This is a genomic window from Microbulbifer marinus (assembly GCF_900107725.1).
Classification (GTDB): domain Bacteria; phylum Pseudomonadota; class Gammaproteobacteria; order Pseudomonadales; family Cellvibrionaceae; genus Microbulbifer; species Microbulbifer marinus.
Map to the genome: position 1 here is coordinate 140,666 of NZ_FNQO01000001.1, position 24,628 is coordinate 165,293.

Here is a 24,628-nt window from a genome sequence, read left to right on the forward strand (position 1 = left end):
GGGAGAAGACAGTTGGACATCGACCGCAGCATACTCGACGTATTCACAAACGCCTGCGCCAAGTTCGGTGATAGGCCGGCCTTTACCTGCCTGGGGCAGACGCTTTCCATTGCCGATATCGATAGGCTCAGTGCCCAGTTTGCATCCTACCTGCAGAATCACGCCGGTCTGCAGCCGGGCGACCGTATCGCCGTACAATTGCCCAATGTGCTGCAGTACCCGGTGGTCGTGTTTGGCGCGCTGCGCGCAGGCCTGGTGCTCGTCAATACCAACCCGCTGTATACCCGGCGCGAACTCAAACACCAATTGAATGATTCCGGCGCCAAGGCGCTGGTCGTACTGGCCAATATTGCCGATACCGCCTCCGCCGTGGTGGCGGAAACCGGCGTCGAGAAAGTGATCGTCACCGAGATCGCCGACCTGCACAGCCCGCTCAAGCGTGTGCTGATCAACAGCGTGGCCAAGTACATCAAGAAGATGGTGCCGGACTTCTCCTTCGCCAGCCAAGTGGATTTTCGCGAGGCCATGTCTCTCGGGGCGAAGCAGCCGCAGACTGACGTGCAGCGTGCGCCGGAGGATGTCGCCGTGTTGCAGTACACCGGTGGTACTACCGGTGTTGCTAAGGGCGCCATGCTCACCAACCGCAATCTGGTCGCCAATATGGAGCAGGTGCGCGAGGCGCTGGGCGATTCGATGAAAGAGGGCGAAGAGCTGTATGTGGCGCCGCTGCCGCTGTACCACATTTATGCCTTCACTATTCACTGTATGTGCCTCTTTGCCACCGGCAGCCATTCGCTGCTGATCCCGAACCCGCGCGATATTCCGGCCTTCGTGAAAACACTGAAAGGTGTGCGCTTTACCGGTTTCTGTGGTCTGAATACCTTGTTCAACGGGCTGATGCGTAATCCCGAATTTGCCGAGCTGGACTTCAGCAAACTGCATACGACGGCTTCCGGTGGCATGGCCCTGACCCGCGATACCGCCAAGCGCTGGGAGGAGGTTACTGGTTGTGTGGTAACCGAGGGTTACGGGATGACGGAAACCTCTCCGGTAGTCTCTTTCAATCCGGCGGATGCCGTGCAGCTGGGTACCGTCGGTGTGCCGGTGCCGAATACCGAAGTGAAAGTTATCGATGAAAACGGTAACGACCTGCCGAACAATTCTCCGGGCGAGCTGTGCGTGCGCGGTCCGCAGGTGATGAAAGGCTACTGGGAGCGCCCGGAAGCCACCGCCGAAACTCTGGACAGCGAGGGCTGGCTGCGCACCGGCGATATGGCAGTCATTCAGGATGACGGCTATATCAAGATCGTCGATCGCAAGAAAGACATGATCATCGTATCCGGTTTCAACGTCTATCCGAATGAAATCGAAGACGTGATCAGTGCCCACGATAAGGTTGCCGAAGCGGCCGCCATTGGCATTCCCGATGAGAAGAGTGGCGAGCAGGTGAAGCTGTTCGTGGTGAAGGCCGATGACTCGCTGACCATCGACGAAGTTATCGCCTACTGCCGAGAAAATATGACGGCTTACAAGGTGCCGAAGCAGGTGGAATTCCGCGAAGACCTGCCGAAGACGAACGTTGGCAAGATCCTGCGTCGCGAGTTGCGTGACGAGGAGATGAAGAAGATCGACGAAGCGGTCAGCGCCTGATTCTCAGACGCGATCGTAATGAAAGCCCCGCTGGAGACAGCGGGGCTTTTTTATTGGTCTGAATCGGCCTGATCAGCCCTCTGTTTCCCGTCACGTTCGCGTCGGAACGGCTCACGGCAGCCGCACTCCTCGCTACAGCCCCAGCTGAATGGAAGATTCAGCGCCATATAAACTCCGCAAAAATTTCCCTCGGGATGTCGAAACCATATCGCTCCACTCGACTAATGTGTATGACAGCCGAGTGCGGTCAAAACATACTGAGTAAAGGTTGGCCATCGTTTAGGAGAGTTGATATGCGTTTTATGATGTTGATGATTCCCAAGGGCTATGAAAAGGCGGAGCCGGGTTCCACGCCGGATGCCGCTGCGGTCGAGGCGATGATGCGCTACAACGCCGAACTGCAGGAGGCAGGAGTGTTGCTCAGCCTGGAGGGATTGCACCCGCTGTCGATGGGCGCGCGGGTGTCTTTCCAGAGAGGTGAGGCGACGGTCACCGATGGCCCCTTTGTGGAGACCAATGAAGTGCTGGGCGGATTCTGGATGATTCAGGTTGCCTCCAAGGACGAGGCGATCGAATGGGCCAAGCGCTGCCCCGCGTCCGAAAACGAAATCATCGAACTGCGCCAGGTGCAGGAATTTGAGGATTTCCCCGAGGATGTGCAGGAGGCCGCGGCCGAATTCAAGGCGATGCAATCTTAATCCTTTTAATGACAGAGATCTCGATCAAGGAGTCTACCGATGGCGCGTTATGTAGACGGTTTTGTGCTGCCAGTGCCGAAGAAGAATCTGGATGCTTACCGGAAGTTGGCGCAGATCGCCGGTGAGGTATGGAAGGAATACGGTGCCCTGGAGTATGTAGAGTGCATTGCTGAGGATGTGCAGTCCGGGGAGGTCACTTCCTTTCCCCAGGCTGTCAAACTGCAGGAAGGTGAAACGGTGGTTTTTTCCTGGATTATTTACGAATCGCGCGAACAGCGTGACAGCATCAATGAGAAGGTGATGAAGGATCCGCGCCTGGCCGACTTGAAACCGGAAAACCTGCCTTTCGACGGCAAGCGCCTGTTCTGGGGCGGCTTCGAAATGCTACTGAAGATGTAGCGGCTGGTGCGTTCGAAAAAGCTTAAGACTTGGAACAGGGGCGGCCGCAGGCCGCCCCTTTTTGCCAACTGCTAATTATTTTCTGGTATCGGCGCTGGCGTCGCGAATTGCGCGAAACTCGTTGCCTTCATACCAGTTGGGCCAATCGCGGCTGTTGGCCAGCTGCAGGCCCAGTTGCAGGCCCAGTTGCAGATCCATCGCCGCGCCCTTCAGGTTCCACTCCGGATCGTATTCGTCGTCCGGTTTGTGGTAGGCGTGTGCGGTGTAATCTTCACTTTTCTGCTGCGCCCACTCGCGGCCGTGTTCGAAACTGTCCGTGCCGGAATCGAAGTAGAGCATCGGTACGCCTTTCTTCGCCAGGCTGAAGTGATCCGAGCGGTAGAAGTAGCCGCGCTCCGGGTGATCTTCCGGTGCCAGGTAGCGGCCCTGTTCCTCGGCGGCCTTTTCCAGCATTTTTTCCAGCTCGCTGTTGCCGTAGCCGACGACGATGACGTCGCGCATCGGGCCGAGCACGCCCATAGCATCGAAGTTAATGCCGGCCACGGTCTTCTCCAGCGGTACTACCGGATTCTCGGCATAATACTTGGAACCGAGCAGGCCGGACTCTTCTGCAGTCACTGCGACAAATACCAGTGAGCGGTCCGGGCGTTCCGACATTTCGGCTACTTGCTTAGCCATGGCCAGCAGGCCGGCGGTACCGGTCGCATTATCGACAGCGCCGTTGAAGATATGGTCTTCGCCTTCGGCGTTTTCGTTGACGCCCAGGTGATCCCAGTGCGCAGTGTAGATGATGGCCTCGTCAGGATGGCTCGTGCCGGCGAGCTTGGCGACCACGTTGCGGGAGTTGGAAGTGCGCACCTGGTTCTTCAGCTCCACGCTGGCGTTCAGCCCCAGAGATTTCGGTTTGAAACCGCGGGTCTTGGCCGCTTCCATTTCCTCGGCCAGATCCAGGCCGGCGGCCTTGAAGACTTCCTCGGCGGCTTCGCCGGTCATCCAGGCTTCCACTGCGACGCGATCAGCATTCTTGTCTTCTGCGGCCAGACTGATCTGGGCGCCGGACCAGCTGCCGCTGACCACTTCCCACGGATAGCCGGCGGCGCCGGTCTCGTGAATGATGATGGCGCCGTCGGCCCCCTGGCGCGCCGCCTCTTCAAATTTGTAGCTCCAGCGGCCGTAATAGGTCATGGCGTTGCCGTTGAACAGCGCCTTGTCCTGGGTGGCATAACCGGGGTCGTTGACCAGAATCACGGCGGTTTTGCCGGTCATATCCAGGCCGGCATAATCGTTCCAGTCGTTTTCCGGTGCGACGATACCGTAACCGACGAATACGAGTTCGCTGTTTTCCAGCGCTGAAGAGTCGGTCTGGCGCTGGGTAAACGCCACCATGTCGTCGAGCGGCTGCAGTTTCTTGTCGAAGTTGTCGCCCTTGATCTCCAACGGGGTGGATTCGATTTGCATTTCCACGACAGGTACCTGCTGGAACCAGCTCGGCTTGCCGTCGGCATCGACGGTACCCGGTTCCAGGCCCACGGCCTTGAATTGATCGGCCAGGTAGTTGACGGTCAGCTCTTCACCTTTGCTGGCGGGCGCGCGGCCTTCGAACTTGTCGGAAGCCAGCACTTCGATGTGCTTGTGCAGATCTGCGGCCATGGCTTCGACCTGCGCCTGCTCCGCTTCACTGAGCTGAGGCTTTGCGGCGGCATCCGGACTCGGTGCCTGTTGCTCGCTCTGTGCAGAACTGGTGTCCGCGGTCTGTTGCTCCGGGGCGGAGGTGTCTTTGCCGCAGGCGGTCAGGGCGCCGCCAATCGCGACGGCCAGTCCCAGGCGGCGCCAGAGGGTAGGAATTCGCATAGATTTTTCCTGTGAGTCTTATTCTGAACGAAATAAGGTAACAAAAAGCGCGCCGAGAACCGAGATATTCTGTGCTGAATATCCGGCCTTGCGCAGGAAATTAATTTTGGCGGGGCGCACAGAAGCCGCCCTCGGGCGACTCCTGCGGCAGATAGGCTTACAGGATTTTCAGTGTCTCGCGAATCGGGAACAGGATATCCCGAGCCAGCTGCTGGCAGCGCGCCGGGGACCAGCCCTCGATCGGATCCGGCAGCATGTCGTTGTCCTTGAACGGCATCTCCAGTGTCAGCGCCAGGGTGCGGAACTGGTGGCCGCACCAATTGGTGCCGACGGTCATATTGGCCTCGCCGGGCTTATCCAGGTCATAGCCGCGCTCGGTCTGGAAGTCCGGGCTGATGGCTTCGAAGGCGCGCTTGAAGGTGTCTTCGAGCTTGGCGTGGCGCTCGTCATAACCGGGAATCCCTTCACAGGCGGCGACAAAGTTGTAGGGCAGGGCCTCGTCACCGTGGATGTCGAGAAAGATATCACCGCCCAACTCCAGCATTTTTTCCCGCACCAGATAGACCTCCGGGCTGCGTTCCATGCTCGGGTTCAGCCATTCGCGGTTCAGGTTGGCGCCGGCGGCGTTGGTGCGCAGGTGGCCACGCACGCTGCCATCCGGATTCATGTTCGGCACTATGTAGAAGACGGTGTCGGCCAGCAGGCTCTGCGCCGCGGGGTTGGCATCGTCCAGCAGCGTTTCCAGAAAACCCTCGACAAACCATTCCGCCATGGTTTCCCCCGGGTGCTGACGCGCAATCATCCACACCTTGTGTTTTGCGGCTTCGGCATCGCCCACGGTCAGCATTGTCATGTCGCGACCGTCCAGCGTCTTGCCGAGCGATTGCAGTTGCACGCGGTCGTTACCCTGGGCCCAGGCCAGCAGGTCCAGATGGCGATCCCAGGAGAAGGGGGCAAAGTAGGCGAGATAAATGCTGGGCTGGTCCAGTTCCACGGTGAAGTCGAGCGTCTTGCCATCGTAGTCGGCGCCGATGCGGAACCAGTTCTGGCGGTCGTAAGAGGCGCAGACGCGATAGTTCTCCCAGCCTTCCGGGTAGGCTGCCTTGCCGGCGTTCACGATACGCATCGGGTAGCTTTCACCCACTTCGCCCTCCAAGCGGAAGTGGAACCACTGGTAAAAGTCGGAGTTATTGTCCTGGCGGATCGCCAGTTCCACCGGGCTGCTGTCGGCGTTGATTATTTCGATATTGCCGCTGTCAAAAGCGCTGGTGATATACATGCAAAGGCTCCAGTCAGTTTGTCGCGCGCAGGATACAGGGGACAGAAAGATTTTGCAGTCTAGTCGGAGATTGCTGGCGCGACTTTTGTGGCTGGAGGCTTTTATTAGAGCCTGTTAACAGTAATAAAAAAGCACGGTACCGTTTCCGATACCGTGCTTTTGCCGTTCCTTGGCGGCACCTGTTGCGACTACTGCTCCCTGGAATTTCCGGTGTCGGACCTCTGGCGACTGCTCACTGCCCGGTCTGATCACAAGTGCATCATCCACACTGTCAGAAATTGCGTACTTCTCCCTTACAACCCGCAACCGGTGCTGATCAAAGTTTAGGCACTCGCGTGGCAGTCATGTTGGTATTGCGCGTAGATTGGCGTGCTATTGGTCAACTTTTGATCGATTTGCTCAGTCCAGGTTCAGACTTGGGTCTTTCCAGAACTTGGTCCCCTTGAGGGTTGCCTGCAGGGCGATGCCGCTCTCGGTCAGTTGGTAAACCCGCATCCCATCGGCGACAACCTCACCGCCGATAGCTGCGCCCTTGTCCTGCGCCTTGACCGCGGCGTCTGCATGGCCGCCGAACGACCAGCCGTGGTCGACAAAACGCTGCATCACTTCCGGTGAATCGAACAGGAAGAGGGCGCGGAAATCTTTAACCCCGAATCCCAGGCCCACACCCAGCTCGCCCATCTTCATATAGGTGCGCTCGCGGGAGCGGTTGTTGACCGCGACGCCATAACCCGTGGAGGCGCTGGCGAGCAGCAGGTTGACGTTGACGTTACTGAATACGGCGTAGCCGGGAGCCTTGGCCAGGTCATTGCGCAGGTCTGGTTTCAGCTGATACAGCTGGCTGAGCACCTGACGCTCTGTCTGGTCGATGTGCTGACGCTGGTCGTGGCGGGTTTGGCCGGGTGCGGCACAGCCAGCGGTGATAAGTGCTGAAAGCAGCAAGCTGCAGATGATGGGTAGGCGTAGGGCGGTGCGCAGCATGGAGATTCCCCCGTCGAAAATGGCAGTGATGTCATCATCCATTAAATCAGAGGGGGCGCGGTGACTCGAGCAGTCGTTGCCGACTTTGCGACCTGTACCACAGTGGTGGCATGGGGCGCGGCTTCCAGTGTGGGTGTGGATTGGGTAAGCTAGGCGGCCTTGTGGTGGGGGTGCCCCATAGATTCAAGCCTTATAAAAGAGACAAGTCATGAAAAAAAGCGTTAAACGCGGTGTCGCCGCCAGCTGCCTGCTGGTAATGATGATGAACCTGACCGCTTGCGGCTATTTCCTCTACCCGGAACGCAAGGGCCAGGCCGGCGGCCGGGTTGACCCGGTAGTTGTCATCCTCGATGGCGCGGCATTGTTGTTCGGTATTCTGCCGGGCGTGGTAGCCTTTGCGGTAGATTTCACCACCGGCACCATCTACCTGCCGGCGGGCGGCTCCTCTGCAATCGACCGCCACGTGAGCAGCGTGGACACTGACGAGGCGAAGAAGGTGATTGACCAGCAGGGCCAGGAATGGCTGCAGATGCCGATCGACAGCGTTGCGGGCGAAGGCGACGATCTGCAGCAGCTGGGTGCGGCCCTGTCTAACATTACTGAGCGTCAGGTAGCAGTGCAGGACATTGTCTGGCTGGAAGACCTGGCCGCTCTGCGCGCCGCGACAGCCGAGCGCACTGCTGCTCGCTAAGACTCAGCAGTATTCGGTCTGGAAGCCGCGGGTGCGGCTTCCGGGCTCGATAACCAAGCCCTCCCGTTTGTCCTTGCGCCCCTCATCCGCGCCGGGTGATCACGCCGGCTGTTTGCGATAGGCCTTGGGAGAAATCCCGGTCCAGCGCCTGAACGCCTTGCCGAACGCGCTCTCGTCGCAGTAGCCGAGCGCCGCCGCTATCTCCGCGTTATTCCTGTCGTCCTGAAGCAGCCACTGGCGCGCGTAATGACTGCGCACCTCGTCCTGAATGGCACGAAAACTCGCGTTCTCCTCCTGCAGTTTGCGCCCCAAATGGCGCGGGCTGATACACAGCTGGCTGGCTACCTGCTCGCGGGTTAACTGCGGTTCCTGCTGTAACAGGTGGCTCACCTGTAGTTGCAGGCTCTTGTTGGTCAGTGCGCGCAGCAGGGCATCAGCCTCCGGCTTAAGCCGGGCCATCACCTGCTGGTCGGCCGCCACCAGGGGAATCTCCAGATCCTGGGAGCGGAAACGGATAGCGGATACCGGCGCATTGAACTGCACCGGGGTCTGCAGCAGCTGTTGATACTGCTGTTGCAGGGCCAGTGACGGCGCCGGGTAGGCCAGCTGGACGCTCTGGGCGCGGAACGGGTATCCGGTCATGCTGCGAGTCTGCGCGAGACAGGCGGACAGCACCGTCTCCACGCGTAGCTGAGCGCAGCGCAGATAGTTGGGCTGGTAACAGAGGTCGGCGTGGTGGGCGCCGCGGCGCAATTCAAACTGGCCGCCTTCGCCCACCAATGGATGGTAGATCAGCAGCTGCTCTATCGCCGCGCCCAGGGTTTTCTGGGTCATCAGCAGGTAGCCGACCAGGCCCATCTGGCTGCTGTGCATGGCGCGGCCGAGTTTTACGCCCAGCAGCGGGTCCGGATAGGCATCGGCCAGTGCCAGCCACAGCTGCTCCTGTACGCCCATCGGCACCCGTTGGTTTTCGTCTATCCCGGACAGGATGCTCCTGGCATTTTCTGGGATTGGCAGTTCGAGGCTGTTCAAGGCTGCCGTAATTGCTCGTGTATAGCTGAGGGTGACGCTTCTACAATCCGCCGGTTTCACTACTGCTGTCCGAAATTAACCACTGATTGCCCGATTATGACGATCTGCCCGTACCTTGTCACGGTATATTGCCGTCAACGCAACGAGTTTTGGCGAGCAAGCCAGCGGGAGAATAACAATGAAACCCTATGCGGTGATCGGCGCTGGGCCCATGGGCCTCTGCACAGTACGCAACCTGGTCAAGTACGGCATACCCTGTGTCGGCTTCGAGATACACAGCGATGTGGGAGGTCTCTGGGATATCGACAGCCCCACCAGCACCATGTATGAAACGGCCCACCTGATTTCGTCGAAGAAAATGACCGAATTCGCCGAGTTCCCGATGGATGAGGGCGTGGCCCAGTTCCCGCACCACAGCGAGCTGCGCGAGTATTTCCGTGCTTACGCACGCGAGTTCGGCCTGTACGAGCGTTACGAATTCAATACCGAGGTGGTGCATTGTGAGCGCGACGGCGACGACTGGCGCATTACCACCCGTTGCAATGGTGACGAGCAGACCCGCACCTTCGGCGGACTGCTGATCGCCAACGGCACCTTGCATCACCCGAACCTGCCGCAATTGCCGGGGGAGTTCGCCGGCGAAATCATGCATTCCTGTGACTACCGCGATCCGGCCATCTTCGAAGGCAAGCGGGTGCTGCTGGTGGGTTGCGGTAACAGCGGTGCGGACATCGCCGTGGATGCCGTGCACCGGGCGAAGAGCGTGGATATCAGCCTGCGCCGCGGCTACTACTTTCTGCCCAAGTTTATCGGCGGCAAGCCCACCGATGCGGTGGGCGGTAAGGTCAAATTGCCGCGTTTTATCCAGCAGCGTATCAGTGCCGCCCTGAGCCGCTTTATGCTCGGCCGCCCGAGCCAGTATGGTCTGCCGGAGCCGGACTACAAGATGTTCGAGTCCCACCCGGTGATCAATTCGCTGATCCTGCACCATATCGGTCACGGCGATATTCAGCCGCAGGGCGACATAGCGGCCATCGACGGCAGCACCGTGACCTTCAAGGATGGCCGCAGCGGCGATTACGACATGATCCTGCTTGCGACCGGCTACAAGCTGCACTATCCGTTTATCGATTCCGCGGAGTTGAACTGGAGTGGTTACGCGCCGCGCCTGTATCTCAATGTCTTCCACCCGGATTCTGACAACCTGTTCCTGATGGGAATGGTGGAGGCTGCGGGCCTCGGCTGGGAGGGACGCAACGAGCAGGCTGAGCTGGTGGCCCTGTATATCCGCCAGCTGGCGTCCGGTGCCGACTCCGCGCAGCGTTTCAAGGCCACCAAGCATGAGCGCGCGTCCCAGCGCGCCGATGGCGGCATGAAATATCTCGAGCTGGAGCGGATGGCCTACTACGTGCACAAGGACACCTACCTGAAGGCACTGCGCAGTCACGCCGCAGACTTGCGGAGAGATCTGGCGTCGCGGGATACTGCTCAATTAATCAGCAGCGCGGGAGCGGCCTAGTGGATAACACCCTGTCAGTGTCTGAGACGGTGGCGAGCAATTTCCAGATGTCGCCGACTGCGCTGCTGGCATTGAATGCGGTGCTGGCATTCATGATGTTCGGTGTCTCCCTGGGGCTGCGCCCGGCAGACTTTGCCGCAGTGCTGCGTCGGCCGCTGGCGCCGGCCACCGGCCTGATGGCCCAGTTTCTGTTGCTGCCGGCACTCACCTGTCTGGTGACATGGTGGCTCGCCATCGAGCCGGGACTGGCTCTGGGGATGATCCTCGTATCCTGTTGTCCTGGCGGTACCTTCTCCAACGTGATGACCTGGATCGGCCGCGGCAGTGTGGCCACTTCGGTCAGTATGACCGCAGTGTCCAGCCTCGCCGCAGTGGTGATGACGCCACTCAACTTTGCGCTCTACGGCGGGCTGAATCCCCACACGCGGCAGATGCTGCAGGACATAGCCCTGCCGGCGGACAACATGATCCTGCTGGTGGTGCTGGTGTTGGCGCTGCCGATGCTCGCCGGCATGACAGTCGGCGGTCGCTTTCCGCAGTTCGCCGAGCGCAGTGAGCGCTACTTCCGCAGCGCCTCGCTGCTGGTTTTCCTGCTGTTTGTGGTGGTCTCTTTCTCCAAGCATTGGCAAACGGCGGTGCAGATCGCCGGTTCCGTACTGCTACTGGTGGTCGCGCACAATGCACTGGCGTTTCTGATTGGCAACATCAGCGGCCGCCTGATGGGGCTGCCGCTCGCGGACCGCCGTGCGGTGACCATGGAAGTCGGAATTCAAAATTCCGGCTTGGCGCTGGCGATTCTCTTTACCTTTTACCCGTCGGCCGGCGAAATGTTGGTAGTGGCCGGTTTCTGGGGCGTCTGGCACCTGGTGTCCGGCCTGAGCCTGGCGGGTATCTGGAACTTCCACAATCGAAAATGGGGGCTGCGGCGCGAGCTGCAACAGAGCCCGCAAGCGTGAACAAACAAAGATAAGAATTATGACTGAACAACGGGTTTTGATTACCGGTGCCGCCGGCTACGTCGGGCATCAGCTGGGTGAGCTGCTGGCGAGGGAAATGTCTGTGGTGGGGGTGGATATCCGCTCGCGCCCGGCGACCTTCCCGATCTTTACGCTCGACATCTGCGATCCCGCTCTGGGCGAACTGCTGCGCGCCGAGTCCATCACGCACGTGGTGCATCTCGCGTCGGTGATGGCCGCCGGTCGCGATCGTGAGGCGGAGTACCGCATCGATGTCGAGGGCACCGAAAATGTGTTGAAGGCCTGCATCTATGCCGGCGTAAAACATATTACCGTGACCAGCAGCGGTGCCGCCTACGGTTACTACCCCGACAACCCGAAGTGGCTGGAGGAGCACCACCGGCTGCGCGGCAACCCGGAATTCGGTTATTCCGACAACAAGCGCCTGGTCGAGGAAATGCTGGCCGCTTACCGGGAAAAATATCCGCGCCTGCAGCAGCTGGTGTTCCGCCCCTGCTCAATTGTCGGCTCGACCACCAACAACAAGATCGGCGAGCTCTTTTCCGGCCGCGCGATCCTGGATCCCGGCGGCCACAACTCGCCGTTTGTGTTTATCTGGGATCAGGATGTGATCCGCGCGATCCAGTACGGCGTGCAGCGCAGCGCCAGCGGCATTTACAACCTCGCCGGCGACGGCGCCCTGACGCCGCAAGAGATCGCACTGCTGCTGGGCAAGCCGCTGCGCAAGCCGCCGGTATGGCTGGTTAAATTGCTGCTCGGTGTCGGTTACTTCCTGCACCTGACGGACAAGCAGCCGGAGCAGGTGATGTTTCTGCAGTACCGCCCGGTGCTGCTGAACCGCCGTCTGAAAGAAGAGCTGGGGTTTGTGCCGGAAAAAACCTCGGCGGAAGCCTTTGCCTATTTTGCCCGTGAAGCGCTTGGTATCGAACCAGTTGCAGAGGCTGTCGAGGGAATGGCATGAGGCTTCAGCACGATCAGAAAAAAGTTTTCGTCGTCACCGGTGCCGCCGGTGGTTTGGGCTGGGCGATTGTCGAGGCGCTGGCCGCCCGCTTTGGGGCCCGTTTTGCGCTGGTAGATATCAGCGGGCAGGCACTGACCGAACGCGCGCAGCAACTGCGTGAGCGCGGCATTGACGCCGAGAGTTTTGTCGCCGATCTGTCCAGCGAGCAGGCGGTTGCCGAGCTTGCGGCACAGTTGCGCGGGCGCTATCCGCGAGTGGATCTGCTGGTGAACAACGCCGGTATCACGCACCGCAGCCTCTCGACCCAGACCAGCAATGCGGTGATCCGCCGGGTAATGGCGGTGGATTACCACGCGCCGGTCGAGCTGGCCCAAGCGCTGTTGGCGGAACTGCGCGCGGCCTCGGGCTGCGTGATCAATATCAGCTCCATGGCCGGCTGGATGCCGGTATTGGGCCGCGCCGGATACTGTGCGGCGAAGAGCGCACTGCACCAGTATTTCGAAACCTTCCGCGAGGAGGTGCGTGACGATGGCGTGCGTGTATTGATGGTCTATCCAAGTTTTGTCGCCACCAATATTGAGCAAAATGCGCTGTCCGGCGATGGCGGTCGTGCCAGGCACAAGCAGAGCACGATCGGTCAGGTGCGCACTGCCGACTGGATGGCGGACAGGATTGTGACCGCGCTCGAAGAAGGTCGAGAGCGTCTGTTTCCGCGCGACAAGACCCTGCTCGGCGCTTACCTGTACAAATTCTTTCCGCGCCTGTTTATGAAACAGATGGTGAGGAATTTCCGCGTCGAGCTGGAGGTGGCTCGCGGGGCAGGGGGCTGACGGAAACAAAAAGCCCTCCGGGGGGCCGGAGGGTGGCAAAGTGACAGGCCGCGCAGGCTCAGAGCGCAGTAGGCTTGGGCTCAGAGTGCCGCGCTGGCGTCGGGGTTGAGACTGGAATAGTGGCGATACTGCTCTTCGATGTGCCAGGTCAGGTAGGCTGGCTGCGGTTCGGCGCCGCCATTGGCCTCGAAGCGCGTGCCCTGCACCCGGTCGCCGACCACGGCCTCGATGGTGTAGCTACCCGCTGGCACGTCGAGTAAAAATACCGGGCCGTCGCTGATGGTGTTCAGCACCAGGTTACCGCGGGAGTCCCTTACCTTGATCTGGCCGCCACCGAGCAGGTGGCCTGACTCCGTGCTCAGCACCACCTTGAGATCGAAACCCGGTGCGACTTCCTCCAGTGCACGGCGCTCGTCGATGCCAACGCCGCCGGATACAAAGCGCAGGTCGCCGTTGTACTGGATTTCCGGCACCGACAGCGCCACGGCGGGTGCAGACAACAGGCAGAATAACAAGGAAATGGCTCGGCATATTTCCATGGTTACCTCCAGAATTCTCCTCTATCGCTCGTTTTTTGCTTCGGTTGGGATGGTGCCTCAAGCGACCCGGCGGATATCGATCACCTTGCCGCGGGATTTTGGCAGCGCCTTGCGCGGCAGGGTGATGGTCAGCACACCGTTGCTGAACTGGGCATCGATGTTGTCGCAATCGGTATCCTCCGGCAGCGACAAGACCCGCTGGAAGGCGCCGTAGCGTCGCTCGATGCGATAAAATTCCGCCTCCCGGCTTTCCGCTTGCAGCTTTTTTTCGCCGCGAATGGTGAGAGTGTTGTCCACCAGTTCCAGGTGAATATTCTCTTCGTCGACCCCGGGTGCCTCGACAGTGATGCTGTAGGCATCGGCAGTCGTCGCGATATCCACATTCGGTCTCAGCAGCATGCCCCGGCCGGCCAGTGTCGATGGCGTGTCGGGGTTGGGCGGGTTGTGCCGGCCGAAACTATCCAGCAGACGATCGAACAGCCGCTCCACTTCCTCGTGCAGCTGCGCCATAGGTGCCTGATACCCCGGTTCCGTGCGGTTTATCGGCAGGTTACCGCTATGCGTACTTTCCTCATCCTTGAACCAGTTCCAGGGGGCAATCTTCTTGATGTCCATAATGACCTCCGATAATGGTTTCAGTGGCTGACGTGCGAGTGTGAAAAGAACCTGAACTACAGCGATTTTTTACCAGCTCAGCCGGTATTTGCTCGCGCCTCTGACTCCAGAGCCTTGGCTTCCCGGTTTTCATTGCCGGCGACGCTGTTGATGGGGATCCGGCGCGGCCGGTCCTCCTCGGGGACTTCGCGCGTCAGGTGGATGCGAAGCAGGCCGTCGCGGATATTGGCTCCGGTTACCTGCATGTGTTCCGCGAGGCGGAAGCTGCGTTCGAAAGTTTGCGCGGCAATGCCACGGTGCAGATATTCCACGCCGTCCCGAGCCTTGTCCTCGAGCCGCCCGTGGATGGTGAGCTGATCGTTCTGCAACTCGATAGAGAGGTTTTCCCGCTGAAAGCCGGCCACGGCCATAGTGATGAGGTAGTCGTCCTCGCCGTGCTTTTCGATATCGTAACGGGGGTAGCTGTGCGCGCTTTCGTCGCTGCCGAGTGCCGATTCAAACAGTTCGTTGAAGCGGTCGAAGCCGACAGAGTTACGCAACAATGGTGTAAGGGAGCGTGCGTTCACAATTGCCTCCTTCCTCAACAAGCAAGGTCACAACGATGAATGAACACTTGTGGTGCTGAACACCAGCGCATTTCTGTGAGCGCCCATTTGGGCCGCTCACGATATCTGATATGGGAAATGCAGGATAAATTTCAAGGGGCGAAAGTTGACAAACTCGTCGCAATCCGCGCCATCGATTGCCCAGTGCCGCCAGGGGGCAATCAATGGCGCGCGGTGATCAACCGGGTGTGTGTTCGAGCACCATCGGTATCACGCTGGCCGCCAGCAATAAGCCCATGGTGATATTGAACCGGCGCAGGTGCGTGGGTTCGGTCAGTATCCGTTTCAGCCCGACGCCGAACAGCAGCCAGATGATGATGCAGGGGCCGCCGATGGCGATAAAGGTCAGCGCGATGCGTGCGGTGTCGATCCACATTTCGCCGCTGGGGCTGGTAAACGCAGCCAGCGCGCCCACTGCCATAATCCACCCCTTGGGATTCACCCACTGGAAGGCCACGGCCTGCAAAAAAGTGAAGGGCTTGTTGTGACGGGTATTGCCGACTTCCCGGGTGCCGGCAATAACCCAGGCGAGATACAGCAGATAGGCGATCCCGACCCAGCGAATGATTTCATGCAGTAGCGGAAACTGGCTGAACAGGGTTCCCAGGCCCAGCCCAATAGCGATGATCATGGCCGGAAAACCGAGGCAGATACCCAGCAGGTGGGGGATAGAGCGGTTTACGCCGTAGTTCAGTCCGGATGACATTATCATCAGGTTGTTCGGTCCAGGAGTAATACTGGTAGCGAAAGTGAATAACACGATCGGGAGTAGGGTTTCTAACACTGCTGCCTCGGGGCTGGGTAACGCGACCGTGCTAAGATGCGGGCAAAATCGGGGAAGCACAAGTGCAATTGATCGATAGCCACTGCCATTTCGATTTCGACGCTTTCGAGCCGGACCGCATGCGCGTCTGGCGGCAGTGTCGCGAGGTCGGCGTGGAGCAGGTGATTATTCCCGGTGTGACCGTGGCCCAGTGGGCCACCCTGGCGCAGCTGGTTGAAAAAGAGCCGCGCTGGTATGCGGCAGCAGGCGTGCATCCCTGGTGGGTCGGCGAGCTGGATACGCCTCCGGCAACGCTGCGGCAGCTGCTGGGCGAGCACCTGGATCGCCACCCGTGTGTGGCGGTTGGGGAGTGCGGATTGGACGCCGCGGTTGCCACGCCGCTGGAGGAACAGGTCGCGGCTCTGCGACCGCAGCTGGAAGTCGCGTGTGAGCTGAATTTGCCGCTGATTCTGCACGTGCATAAAGCCCACAATGAAATGCTGCGCCTGCTGAAAGAATTTTCTCCGCCGCGCGGCGGCGTGATACATGCATTTAGCGGCAGCGAACAGATGGCACGGGATTACTGGTCGCTGGGCTTTTATCTCGGCATCGGCGGCACCATTACCTACGAGCGCGCGGCCAAGACCCGCCGCGCCGCAGCCGCACTGCCGTTGGAGTCGCTGCTGCTGGAATCGGATGCTCCGGATATGCCGCTGTGCGGTCGCCAGGGGCAGCGCAACAGCCCGGCCAATCTGCCGCTGATCGCAGCAGAGCTGGCAAAATTGCGCGGCGTGTCCGTCGAAGAAGTTGCTGCGCAGACCTGTCACAACACCCGGATTTTATTTTCTTTATGAGTTTCTCCGCCGAAGCGTTCAAGCGGCAGTTCCCACTGTTTGCCCAGCCCGAAAACCAACAGCTGGTCTATCTCGATAATGCGGCAACGACGCAGAAGCCGCAGGCGGTGATCGACGCGATCTGCGGTTTCTATCTGCACAGTAATGCCAACACACACAGATCCAGCCACCGCCTCGCGCGCCTCGCCACCGACATGGTCGAGCGGGTACGCGGGCAGGCCGCCGGCTTCCTGAATGCCACCAGTGCGCGGGAGATCGTCTTCTGTCGCGGTGCCACCGAAGCGCTCAACCTGCTGGCGAACAGCCTGTGCAGCGAACTGCAGGCCGGCGATGAAATTGTCATCTCCACCGCAGAACACCACGCCAATATCGTGCCCTGGCAGATGATGGCACAGCGTTTTCAACTGACGCTGCGCTACGTGCCGCACACGGCCGGCATTCCGCAGTTTGACCGCCTCAGCGAGGTGCTGACGGCGCGCACGCGGATTGTTTCACTGACCGGGGGCTCCAACGCCCTCGGGTTGCGCCCCGATCTGCAAGGTATCGCGCGGCAATTGCGCGGGCGGCAGCTGCACTGGATCGTCGATGGCGCCCAGCTGGCGGCGCACGAGAGGGTTGACGTACAGCAGCTAGGTTGCGATTTCCTGGTCTGCTCCGCGCACAAGTTCTACGGGCCCAGCGGCATCGGGCTCCTGTATGGGCGCGAGCAGCTATTGGAAGCAATGCCGCCCTGGCAGGGCGGCGGCGAGATGATTGCCGAGGTGGACCTGTACACCAGTCACTACGCCGGCTTGCCACACAAGTTCGAAGCGGGCACCTCGTCACTGGCGGCAATTGCCGGCCTCGGTGCTGCGCTGGAGTTTCTTGGCACCCAGGACCGCGAGGCCATGGCCGCCCACGAACAGCAGCTGATGGCGTGGCTGCACGAAGAGCTGGCGGAAATACCGGGAATACGCCTCCTCAGCCAGCCGCAGCACAATCTGGGTATCGTCGCTTTCGCGCCGGTGAACGGCAGTGCGGCGGATCTGATGCATTGGCTGGACGGGCGCGATATCGCGGTGCGGGTCGGCCACCACTGTGCACAGCCGCTGATCCGCGCCGCCGGCGAAACCGCGACCGTGCGCGCATCCATTGCCGCCTACACTACCCGCAACGACGTGGAAGCATTTGTACAGGCGCTGCGGGAGTACCTGGCATTGGCGGAAACTCCGGACTCGGAGGCGCCACAGCGGGGTGTCGAGTGGAGCCTGGACGATCTGTCGGCGCTGCAGGTGGAACGGCTCGCGTCCCAGCGCAACTGGCAGGATCGCTACCGCGAACTGATGCGCTGGAGCAAAGCGATCGGCGCAAAGCCGGAAATCCGCCGCCCGGAAAACCTGGTGCGCGGCTGCGAGTCGGATGCCTGGCTGGCTCATGTGGAGGGGGGCGGTCGCCATTATTTTGCCCTCGACAGTGACAGTCGCGTGGTCAAAGGGCTTGGGGCCCTGTTGCTATCGCAGATCGACGGGCGTACGGCAGAGGAGATACGCGCGCTGGACCTGCCGCTGTTGTTTGCCGATCTGGGGCTGGAGCAACATCTCAGCCAGTCCCGCAGCAATGGGTTCTACGCGCTGCTGCGGCAGGCGCTCGCTTTCGTCGGCTAGCGGCTGGCCGCGCTTCAGCGCTTGCGTTGCAGCAGCCGTTCTATACCGCGGGATGCGGCAACAAATCCGAATGTGCCGGTGACCATGGTGGCGGCACCGAAGCCGCCGCTGCAATCGAGCTTCACGCCGTCCTGCATCGCAGTTTTCTGTTGGCACACCTGGCCATCCGGCTGCGGATAGACCATTGGCTCGGTGGAGTAAATGGCATCCACTCCGAACTGGCGTTTGCGCGATTTCTGGAAATTGTGAAAGCGATACAGGTGGCTGCGCACCTTGGCGAGCATCGGGTCGTTGATGGTGCGGCCGAGATCGGCGCAGCCGATCAGCCGCGGATCTCGCTTGCCGCCGGCAGAGCCAACGGTGATCAGGCGCAGCTTGCGCGCCTTGCAGTAGGCAATCAGCGCAGCCTTGACCCGTGCCGCGTCGATGGCGTCGATGACAATATCGATTGGCCGCGTGTCCGGATCGAGCAACTCGCCAAGGTTGTCCGTGGCGATAAAATCCTCTTCGGTATGCACCGAGATTTCCGGGTTGATCTGTCGCAGACGTTCCGCCATCACATCGACTTTGATCTGTCCGATGGTGTCGGCCAGTGCGTGACTCTGGCGGTTGGTGTTGGTAATACAGACATCGTCCAGGTCGATCAGGGTAATCGCGCCGACCCCGCTTCTGGCCAGCGCCTCCGCGGTCCAGCTGCCCACGCCGCCGATGCCGATTACCACGAAGTGCGCCTCGTGCAGGCGTTTCAAGGCGTCGTCACCATAGAGGCGGCCAATGCCACCAAAGCGTTGCCGGTATTGCTCAGACAGGCTCATCGGTATTTTCTTCCGGTACTTCTTCCAAAAATCGGTGTCTTTCCGCTGCGTTCGGCAGCAGGCATTGATCTCGGCGGCCGAACAGTCGGTAGCGATTGCGCGCTATGACGTCGTAAGCGAAATCCCGCAGAGGGCGCGGTATGTAGCGCAGCACGGCCAGATGGCGCGCGGGGCCCGACAGCCGCGCAGTGATGCGCAGCGCCGCGTCGCTCTTGTGGAAATCGCGATAGCTGCCGTTGCCCCGCTCCAGCAAAATCACCGTTTCATAGGTGTCGAGGGGCAGTCCCAGATCGCCCAATAGCTTCTGGCCGGCGGGGGATTGTACACGGCAGAAGGTGAATCGGCGCAGGCTATCCCGCTTGAGTACAAAGCGGGTCCAGCCATTGCACAGGTTGCACAGGCTGTCGAAGAGGATGATGTGGTCCGGCGGTGGTAGTGACATCTCGGCTTGAACCGGTGGCAGCGGGCCGGGAAATGGTAGTCGGGGGCGGGAAGGTCGGCAAAGGCTGGGGCGGCAGCCGGACTGGCTGCCGCCCCGCGGCGGATTAATGCACGTGGCCGTGATCAATCTCTTCCGGAGTGGCTTCGCGCACGGATACCACTTCGATGTCGAAGTGCAGCTCGACGCCTGCCAGCGGGTGGTTGCCGTTGATGGTGACGTTGTCGCCGTCGATATCGATGATCTCCACCTCTATCGGGTGACCCTCGGTGCTCTGGGCGCGGAAGGCCATACCCACTTCCAGCTTGTCGACACCGCCGAAAGCGTCGCGCGGCAGGGTTTGGATCAGTTCCGGGTTCTGCGGACCGTAGGCTTCTTCCGGCGCGATAACCGCGGTGAATTTGTCGCCAGGCGCCTTCTCAAGCATCTCTTTTTCGAGACCGGGGATGATATTGCCCACGCCCTGCAGATACTTGAGTGGCTCGCCGCCGTCGGAGGAATCGATGACTGTACCGTCAGCGTCTTTCAGGGTGTAGTGAATTTCCACTACAGAGTGGTTGGCAATCTTCATGAATACTCTCTGGAAAATGAAGGAAGGTGAGTGAAGTAGCGCTTACCGGATGCGGTAGCAAACAGGAGGTAAAGGCTGCGAGGGGCCCATTGTATTGAGCGGCCCGCCGAGTCGCAACCTGGCGGGGCGCGAAGGGCCGGCAGCGCTCAGCAGGCGATAGAGAGATCCTGCTCGCAGCTGTCGTACAGCTTGCCGGCGGTTTCCGTCAGGTGGCTGCTCAGCTGCGAGGTGAAACCCAGTTCCACCAGGCGTGCCTCGAAGTACTCCAGCAGGGCCTCGAACAGGGTGGGATTGAGCCCTTGGGCGAGGAAGCCGGCGCGGCTGGTGCGCACCGATTCGGGCTGCGAGGAGAGGGCGAGGCTGAGGAACTGAGCCTGGCGGCTCTCTTGTTTGCGGTGATCGCTGGTTTCAAATGCGGAAAGGTGGCGACCGATGGTCTGGTAGAACTCGCTGACCGTTCGGTTGACAATTTGAGTGCCACCGACCTGCTCCAACAGGCTGTCCATAACTCTTCCCCCGGCGAGAAGTTAACACTGAAAATAATGTTCCCGCCGAGCCGAAAGATGTTCTGGTTTACAAGGGCTACAGCGTGCCCTGGCTCGATAGCGGTACCTCTAAGTTAGTGCTCGAGCCTAAGGCAAATGTTTAGCGCTGCCAATGCGGGTTGATGAAATTGTCATCTTGTTCGACGGGTTGTCATTAGGTGTCAAATCCGCTTTGGAGCGTTTTGCGGCACAGGTTTTGCGATCCGTGTTGTAGAGCTTGCGGCTGCGCTTTCCCGTCAACCTGTTAGACTCCACGGTCGAACGGATTTCCACTGTTGGCGAGAGATATCGAGGCGAGTTATGGCGAGTATTTTTACCAAGATCATCAACGGCGACCTGCCCGGGCATTTTCTCTGGCGCGATGACCGAGCCGTAGCGATCATGACCATTGCCCCCATCAAGCCGGGACACTGCCTGGTCATTCCGGTGGAGGAGGTGGACCACTGGGACGATGTTCCGCCGGATCTGGCGGCCCACCTGATGCATGTCGCCCAGAAAGTTGCGAAGGGACTTAAGGCGGTTTATTCGCCGAAGCGGGTGGGGGTGATGGTTGCCGGGCTGGAAGTGCCGCACACCCATTTGCACCTGATTCCCGTGGATGCGCTGACAGATTTGGACTTCTCCCTGCAAAAGTCCGCGGAGGCCGAGGAGCTGGCCGCCGAGGCGAAGAAAATCCGCGCCGCGCTGGCGGATATGGGCTGCTCTGAGGCAGAGTGCGGCTAGCGCCGGGGGGCGACCCGAAACCGGAATCTGGCAGGGCGCGGGCGGGCTCCGCGGTCACGGGAGACCGGGCTGGAAAATTATTTTGCGGCCGGTGCATCCAAATGGCTCGGTCGGTCGGTCTATTAGAGCAGAACGGTAATTCAAGCGAGAGGATACCCATGGCCGTGAAAAATATTATGTTCGCTCCGCTGGCGGCGCTGCTGCTGGTTGTCGCCACCTTCAGCGCGGTGGCTCAGGCGGAGGAGACGACCAGCAGGCAGTTCGACGTATCGGGGTTTACCCGTATCGCGCTGAAGGGAAGTTCCCATGTGCAGGTGATTCAGGGGGAGCGCTTTGAAGTGGTGGCTAGTGGCCCGGCGAAAGCCATGCCGTACGCCAAGGCCGAGGTAAATGGCGACACCCTGGAATTGTCTGTGGAAGAGGACAAGAAACGCTGGTTCGGCATCATTACCGTCAGCTCGGACCTGGAAGTGGAGTACCGGGTGACCATGCCGAAGGTGGAAGCCATCAAGGTAACCGGCTCAGGCGAGGCAATGGCCGACACCCTCGAGAGCGAAAGCCTGGAGCTGCGGGTGACCGGGTCCGGTACCATTCGCGTCGACAAGGTGGCTGCAGAATCACTGGTGACCACTGTGACCGGTTCCGGCGACCTGATGGTGGGTACGGCGCTCGCAGTGAAGGGACAGGCATCGATTACCGGTTCCGGCGACCTGCGTCTGGACAACTTTGCCGGTGAGAGCCTCGGCGCGGATATCAAGGGCTCTGGCGATATGGTCATCGGCGGTCGCGTGGCGGAGCTCAGTATCAATGTGATGGGATCCGGTGACTTCGTTGGTCGCAGCCTGCGGGCAGACAGCGCCAGCGGCTCGGTGATGGGATCCGGCGATATCGTGATTCGTCGCCCCGCCCGGGACTCCTTCTCGGTCATGGGCTCCGGAGATATCGCCCTGGTGGACTGAGATCACTGAAACTCCTCACACAGAGCGCGCCGACCGAGAGGTCGGCGCGCTTTTTTGTATTCGGCTCACGGCAGGCGAGCTGTTATCCTTGCTCCAGAAACTACCCCTCACATGGAATCGCAGATGAGTGATAGCGGGCGCGTCAGGGACAAGCTGCGAAAGTGGCGTCGCGAAGCGCGGGACAAATCACACTGGGCTGCCGAGCGGTTGCTCGATCGCCGGGTCTGTGTCGGCATCACTGGCCTCAGTGGCGCGGGCAAGTCGACTCTGTTGACCAGCCTCATATATCAGCTCAGCCACCCGCACAAGGCGCAGCTGCCCGGCTTTGCCCCGGCACTGAATGGCGATCTGCTGGGCGCCGAGCTAAAGCCGGCACTGGATTCCGGACTGCCGCCATTCGATTATCAGCACTGCCTCGACGCCCTGATGTCCCAGCCGCCACGGTGGCCGGAGAGTACCCGCGAGGTGTCGGCAATGGAGCTGCACATCCATCTGCGCCGGCGCCGACGGCTGACCGGACCGCAGACCAAAACCCTCATTCTGGAGCTGCGCGACTACCCCGGCGAATGGCTGATGGACCTGCCGCTGCTGCAAATGGATTACCGCGACTGGTGCCGCCAACAGGCCCATATCATCGGCGCCGACGCACGTGCCGGCCTGGCGCCGCAGCTGATGTCGCAGCTTGCGGCCCTGGAACCCCAGGCCAGCGCCGAATCCGCCCTTCTCGATCGGCTCTGGCGCGAGTACCGCCAGTTTCTGCTCGACTGCCGCGAACAGCGCAAATTGAGTTATCTGCAGCCTGGCCGCGCGCTGCTGGACGACGAGAATTACGGTCTGCTGCCGATGCTGGATCTGCGCGGCTATTCGGACGAGCAGCTGGCGGGCATGCCAGAGCAGAGCAATTACCAGCATCTGGCGCGGCGCTACCGCGAATACGTACGCGAGCAGGTGACCCCCTTTGTCGAGAGTCATTTCCGTCACCTTGATCGGCAGCTGGTGCTGGTGGACATGATCGGCACACTGTTTGCCGGGGAGCAGGCCCTGGACGACATGCGACTGGCTTTCGGACACATCGCCGATACCTTCCGTTACGGGCCGTCGGGAATGCTGCGCAAACTCTGGCGCCCACGGGTAGATCGCCTGCTGTTCACCGCGACCAAGGTGGACCAGGTGCTGGCGGCGGACCACGATGCGCTGCGCCAGCTGCTGGGGCAGCAACTACAGCAGGCCTTCAGCGGCGCGCGCCATCGGGGACTGCCATTGTTTTGCGAAGCGATAGCGGCGGTGCGCTGTTCCAACGAGACCCAGCGCGATGGCCGCCGCATGCTGATGGGGCACGACCTGGACGGGCGCTACCTGGGCTTTGAGAACGCGGAAATCTTTGCTCAGCTGCCACGGGAAGGGGAGGAGTGGCGACACTACGCCGGCGCCGCGCCACCGCAACTGCGCCCGCCGGCCGGCATGGCGGCCGGACAGTGCATTCCGCATATCCGTGTCGATGCGCTGCTCAATCTGTTGCTGGGAGACAAAGTGTGATGAACGGCGAAAGCAAACCCACCAGGCGGCAGACCCGTATCGAACCGCTCGACGAGCCGGAAGCGCAGACTTCACATCGCGATGCCACCCGTGTCGAGGCGCTCAGCGAGGAATCGACGGAACTGCCGCGCTCTATCACTACCGGCGAATCCCTGCCCGACAGGGTCTCTTTCTCGGAACTGCGGTTGCCGCTGTTTCGCCTGCGCCTGTGGAAGCCTGCGCTGCTCGCAGCCCTGGGGCTCGCCGGGGCGGCGGTGGCCTGGGAGTTGCGTCAGCTTTACACCTGGGCTGCGGACAAGCACTGGAGCCTGGGCGTATTGGCCGGAGTAATAATCGTCGCCTTTTGCGCGACGATAGTGAGTGCCGTATGGGAATACTTTCGTGCGGGGCGCCCGCTGCGCGGATTACAGAAAACCCAGGAGCTGGCCCGCGAACTGCGCGACTGCCGCAGCCACGAAGAGGCGCAGCCGTTTCGCAGGCAGCTGCAGGAGCACTTTAACGGCAAGCCGCAGGGCGTGCTGCTCGAGCGGGTGCTTGATGAGGCCCCGGATTATTACGACAGCAGTGAGTTGTTACAGCACCTGGAGGTGTCCTTTCTCGATGCTCTCGATCAGGAGGCAATGCGGCGAATAGTTCGGCACGCCACGACCACCGGCGCGTTGGTCGGGCTGAGTCCTTTCGCGACCATCGATATTCTGGTGGCCTTGCGTCAGTCAATGCGGATGATCGATGACGTGGCGCAGATCTACGGTGTGCGCCCCTCGGTCGTGGTGCGCTGGCGGTTGTTTAAGAAAGTTCTGGCACTGGTCGCCTACAGCGGTGCCAGTGAATACGCGGTGAGTGAATTGTGGCCGGAACTGGTTGGCGACAGTATGCTCAGCACCCTGTCTGCACGCCTGGGACAGGGCATGGGCGCAAGCCTGTTTATGGGGCGCATCGGGCTGGCCTCGATGCAGAGTTGCAGGCCCATCCCCTTCGCCGAGAAACAGCGTCCGCGCCTGGGAGCACTGACGCGGCGAATTGCCAGCAGCCTCAAGGAACGCATGCTGGGCAATAATATGACTGCGGGAATAGACAGCGGTGCGCCGCTTGGCGCGGGTCGGGATGAGGCAGTCAAATCCCGGTCTGGGAGAAAATAACCGTCTCGATGGGA

26 protein-coding genes are annotated in these 24,628 nt (G+C 60.6%); 14 read left to right on the top strand and 12 right to left on the bottom strand.

Annotated features, from left to right (window positions below; translation table 11 throughout):
- Window positions 1-12: 12 nt before the first annotated feature.
- From BLW36_RS00675 to BLW36_RS00685, 3 genes are all read left to right on the top strand, one after another.
- Window positions 13-1,650 carry an AMP-binding protein gene (locus BLW36_RS00675; protein WP_091383931.1) on the top strand — a complete coding sequence of 546 codons (1,638 nt, stop codon included), beginning with the start codon at window positions 13-15 and terminating at the stop codon, window positions 1,648-1,650.
- A 293-nt stretch (window positions 1,651-1,943) separates the two neighbouring features.
- A complete protein-coding gene (locus tag BLW36_RS00680; RefSeq protein WP_091383933.1) occupies window positions 1,944-2,348 on the top strand; it encodes a YciI family protein in 405 nt (134 codons plus the stop codon).
- A 39-nt stretch (window positions 2,349-2,387) separates the two neighbouring features.
- Window positions 2,388-2,747 (top strand): DUF1428 domain-containing protein, encoded by a 360-nt coding sequence (locus BLW36_RS00685; protein WP_091383935.1) that lies wholly within the window; start codon window positions 2,388-2,390, stop codon window positions 2,745-2,747.
- A 75-nt stretch (window positions 2,748-2,822) separates the two neighbouring features.
- Here BLW36_RS00685 and BLW36_RS00690 read toward each other — a convergent pair whose 3' ends face one another.
- The 3 genes from BLW36_RS00690 to BLW36_RS00700 all read right to left on the bottom strand — a co-directional run bounded on the left by BLW36_RS00690 (window position 2,823) and on the right by BLW36_RS00700 (window position 6,858).
- Window positions 2,823-4,598, bottom strand: coding sequence for a M28 family metallopeptidase (locus BLW36_RS00690; protein WP_091383937.1), 1,776 nt, complete (start codon window positions 4,596-4,598; stop codon window positions 2,823-2,825).
- A gap of 157 nt (window positions 4,599-4,755) precedes the next feature.
- Window positions 4,756-5,877, bottom strand: a complete 1,122-nt coding sequence (locus tag BLW36_RS00695) for a M14 family metallopeptidase (RefSeq protein WP_091383939.1) — start codon at window positions 5,875-5,877, stop codon at window positions 4,756-4,758.
- 399 nt (window positions 5,878-6,276) lie between these two features.
- Window positions 6,277-6,858, bottom strand: coding sequence for a lipid-binding SYLF domain-containing protein (locus BLW36_RS00700; RefSeq protein WP_091386821.1), 582 nt, complete (start codon window positions 6,856-6,858; stop codon window positions 6,277-6,279).
- 208 nt (window positions 6,859-7,066) lie between these two features.
- Between BLW36_RS00700 and BLW36_RS00705 the strand changes: the two genes are divergently transcribed.
- Window positions 7,067-7,549 (top strand): hypothetical protein, encoded by a 483-nt coding sequence (locus tag BLW36_RS00705; RefSeq protein WP_091383942.1) that lies wholly within the window; start codon window positions 7,067-7,069, stop codon window positions 7,547-7,549.
- A 99-nt stretch (window positions 7,550-7,648) separates the two neighbouring features.
- Here the strand turns inward: BLW36_RS00705 and BLW36_RS00710 are convergent, their stop codons facing one another.
- The gene (locus BLW36_RS00710; RefSeq protein ID WP_244506075.1) at window positions 7,649-8,581 is read right to left on the bottom strand and encodes an AraC family transcriptional regulator; all 933 of its coding nucleotides are present in this window, start codon (window positions 8,579-8,581) and stop codon (window positions 7,649-7,651) included.
- Window positions 8,582-8,759: 178 nt separating this feature from the next.
- On the opposite strand from BLW36_RS00710, the gene BLW36_RS00715 reads away from it, so the two are divergent.
- From BLW36_RS00715 to BLW36_RS00730, 4 genes are read left to right on the top strand one after another with little or no spacing between them, the layout of a single operon-like run.
- Window positions 8,760-10,100, top strand: a complete 1,341-nt coding sequence (locus BLW36_RS00715; protein ID WP_091383947.1) for a flavin-containing monooxygenase — start codon at window positions 8,760-8,762, stop codon at window positions 10,098-10,100.
- Window positions 10,100-11,056: a bile acid:sodium symporter family protein gene (locus BLW36_RS00720; RefSeq protein WP_244506076.1), complete on the top strand. Its 957-nt coding sequence runs from the start codon at window positions 10,100-10,102 to the stop codon at window positions 11,054-11,056. The genes BLW36_RS00715 and BLW36_RS00720 overlap by 1 nt, the downstream gene beginning before the upstream one ends.
- Window positions 11,057-11,075: 19 nt before the next feature.
- A complete protein-coding gene (locus BLW36_RS00725) occupies window positions 11,076-12,038 on the top strand; it encodes an SDR family oxidoreductase (RefSeq protein ID WP_091383999.1) in 963 nt (320 codons plus the stop codon).
- A complete protein-coding gene (locus BLW36_RS00730; protein ID WP_091384000.1) occupies window positions 12,035-12,868 on the top strand; it encodes an SDR family NAD(P)-dependent oxidoreductase in 834 nt (277 codons plus the stop codon). Before BLW36_RS00725 ends, BLW36_RS00730 begins: the two co-directional genes overlap by 4 nt.
- Window positions 12,869-12,948: 80 nt before the next feature.
- Here the strand turns inward: BLW36_RS00730 and BLW36_RS00735 are convergent, their stop codons facing one another.
- The 4 genes from BLW36_RS00735 to BLW36_RS00750 form a co-directional block, all read right to left on the bottom strand.
- Window positions 12,949-13,407 (bottom strand): hypothetical protein, encoded by a 459-nt coding sequence (locus tag BLW36_RS00735; RefSeq protein WP_091384001.1) that lies wholly within the window; start codon window positions 13,405-13,407, stop codon window positions 12,949-12,951.
- A gap of 57 nt (window positions 13,408-13,464) precedes the next feature.
- Window positions 13,465-14,022, bottom strand: a complete 558-nt coding sequence (locus tag BLW36_RS00740) for an Hsp20/alpha crystallin family protein (RefSeq protein WP_091384012.1) — start codon at window positions 14,020-14,022, stop codon at window positions 13,465-13,467.
- Between the two features lie 77 nt (window positions 14,023-14,099).
- Window positions 14,100-14,588, bottom strand: coding sequence for an Hsp20 family protein (locus BLW36_RS00745; RefSeq protein ID WP_211567110.1), 489 nt, complete (start codon window positions 14,586-14,588; stop codon window positions 14,100-14,102).
- Window positions 14,589-14,805: 217 nt separating this feature from the next.
- Window positions 14,806-15,411, bottom strand: a complete 606-nt coding sequence (locus BLW36_RS00750; RefSeq protein ID WP_280140335.1) for a LysE family translocator — start codon at window positions 15,409-15,411, stop codon at window positions 14,806-14,808.
- Window positions 15,412-15,473: 62 nt separating this feature from the next.
- Between BLW36_RS00750 and BLW36_RS00755 the strand changes: the two genes are divergently transcribed.
- Together BLW36_RS00755 and BLW36_RS00760 are read left to right on the top strand one after the other, a co-directional pair.
- A complete protein-coding gene (locus BLW36_RS00755) occupies window positions 15,474-16,244 on the top strand; it encodes a TatD family hydrolase (RefSeq protein WP_091384014.1) in 771 nt (256 codons plus the stop codon).
- Window positions 16,241-17,887, top strand: coding sequence for an aminotransferase class V-fold PLP-dependent enzyme (locus BLW36_RS00760; protein WP_091384016.1), 1,647 nt, complete (start codon window positions 16,241-16,243; stop codon window positions 17,885-17,887). Before BLW36_RS00755 ends, BLW36_RS00760 begins: the two co-directional genes overlap by 4 nt.
- A gap of 14 nt (window positions 17,888-17,901) precedes the next feature.
- On the opposite strand, the gene tcdA is transcribed toward BLW36_RS00760, so the two are convergent.
- The 4 genes from tcdA to BLW36_RS00780 all read right to left on the bottom strand — a co-directional run bounded on the left by tcdA (window position 17,902) and on the right by BLW36_RS00780 (window position 20,218).
- The gene (gene tcdA, locus BLW36_RS00765) at window positions 17,902-18,702 is read right to left on the bottom strand and encodes a tRNA cyclic N6-threonylcarbamoyladenosine(37) synthase TcdA (protein WP_091384017.1); all 801 of its coding nucleotides are present in this window, start codon (window positions 18,700-18,702) and stop codon (window positions 17,902-17,904) included.
- On the bottom strand, window positions 18,689-19,144 hold the full coding sequence (locus tag BLW36_RS00770) for a thiol-disulfide oxidoreductase DCC family protein (RefSeq protein WP_091384018.1): 456 nt from the start codon (window positions 19,142-19,144) through the stop codon (window positions 18,689-18,691). The genes tcdA and BLW36_RS00770 overlap by 14 nt, the downstream gene beginning before the upstream one ends.
- A 103-nt stretch (window positions 19,145-19,247) precedes the next feature.
- Window positions 19,248-19,712, bottom strand: a complete 465-nt coding sequence (locus BLW36_RS00775; RefSeq protein WP_091384019.1) for an FKBP-type peptidyl-prolyl cis-trans isomerase — start codon at window positions 19,710-19,712, stop codon at window positions 19,248-19,250.
- 146 nt (window positions 19,713-19,858) lie between these two features.
- Complete coding sequence (locus tag BLW36_RS00780) at window positions 19,859-20,218, bottom strand: globin family protein (RefSeq protein ID WP_091384020.1); 360 nt, start codon at window positions 20,216-20,218, stop codon at window positions 19,859-19,861.
- Between the two features lie 339 nt (window positions 20,219-20,557).
- Between BLW36_RS00780 and BLW36_RS00785 the strand changes: the two genes are divergently transcribed.
- From BLW36_RS00785 to BLW36_RS00800, 4 genes are all read left to right on the top strand, one after another.
- Entirely contained in the window at window positions 20,558-20,980 is a 423-nt protein-coding gene (locus tag BLW36_RS00785) for an HIT family protein (RefSeq protein ID WP_091384022.1), read from the top strand.
- 158 nt (window positions 20,981-21,138) lie between these two features.
- A complete protein-coding gene (locus tag BLW36_RS00790) occupies window positions 21,139-21,939 on the top strand; it encodes a GIN domain-containing protein (RefSeq protein ID WP_091384023.1) in 801 nt (266 codons plus the stop codon).
- A gap of 123 nt (window positions 21,940-22,062) precedes the next feature.
- On the top strand, window positions 22,063-23,475 hold the full coding sequence (locus tag BLW36_RS00795; protein ID WP_244506078.1) for a YcjX family protein: 1,413 nt from the start codon (window positions 22,063-22,065) through the stop codon (window positions 23,473-23,475).
- Window positions 23,475-24,614, top strand: coding sequence for a TIGR01620 family protein (locus BLW36_RS00800; protein WP_091384025.1), 1,140 nt, complete (start codon window positions 23,475-23,477; stop codon window positions 24,612-24,614). The genes BLW36_RS00795 and BLW36_RS00800 overlap by 1 nt, the downstream gene beginning before the upstream one ends.
- Window positions 24,615-24,628: the final 14 nt, after the last annotated feature.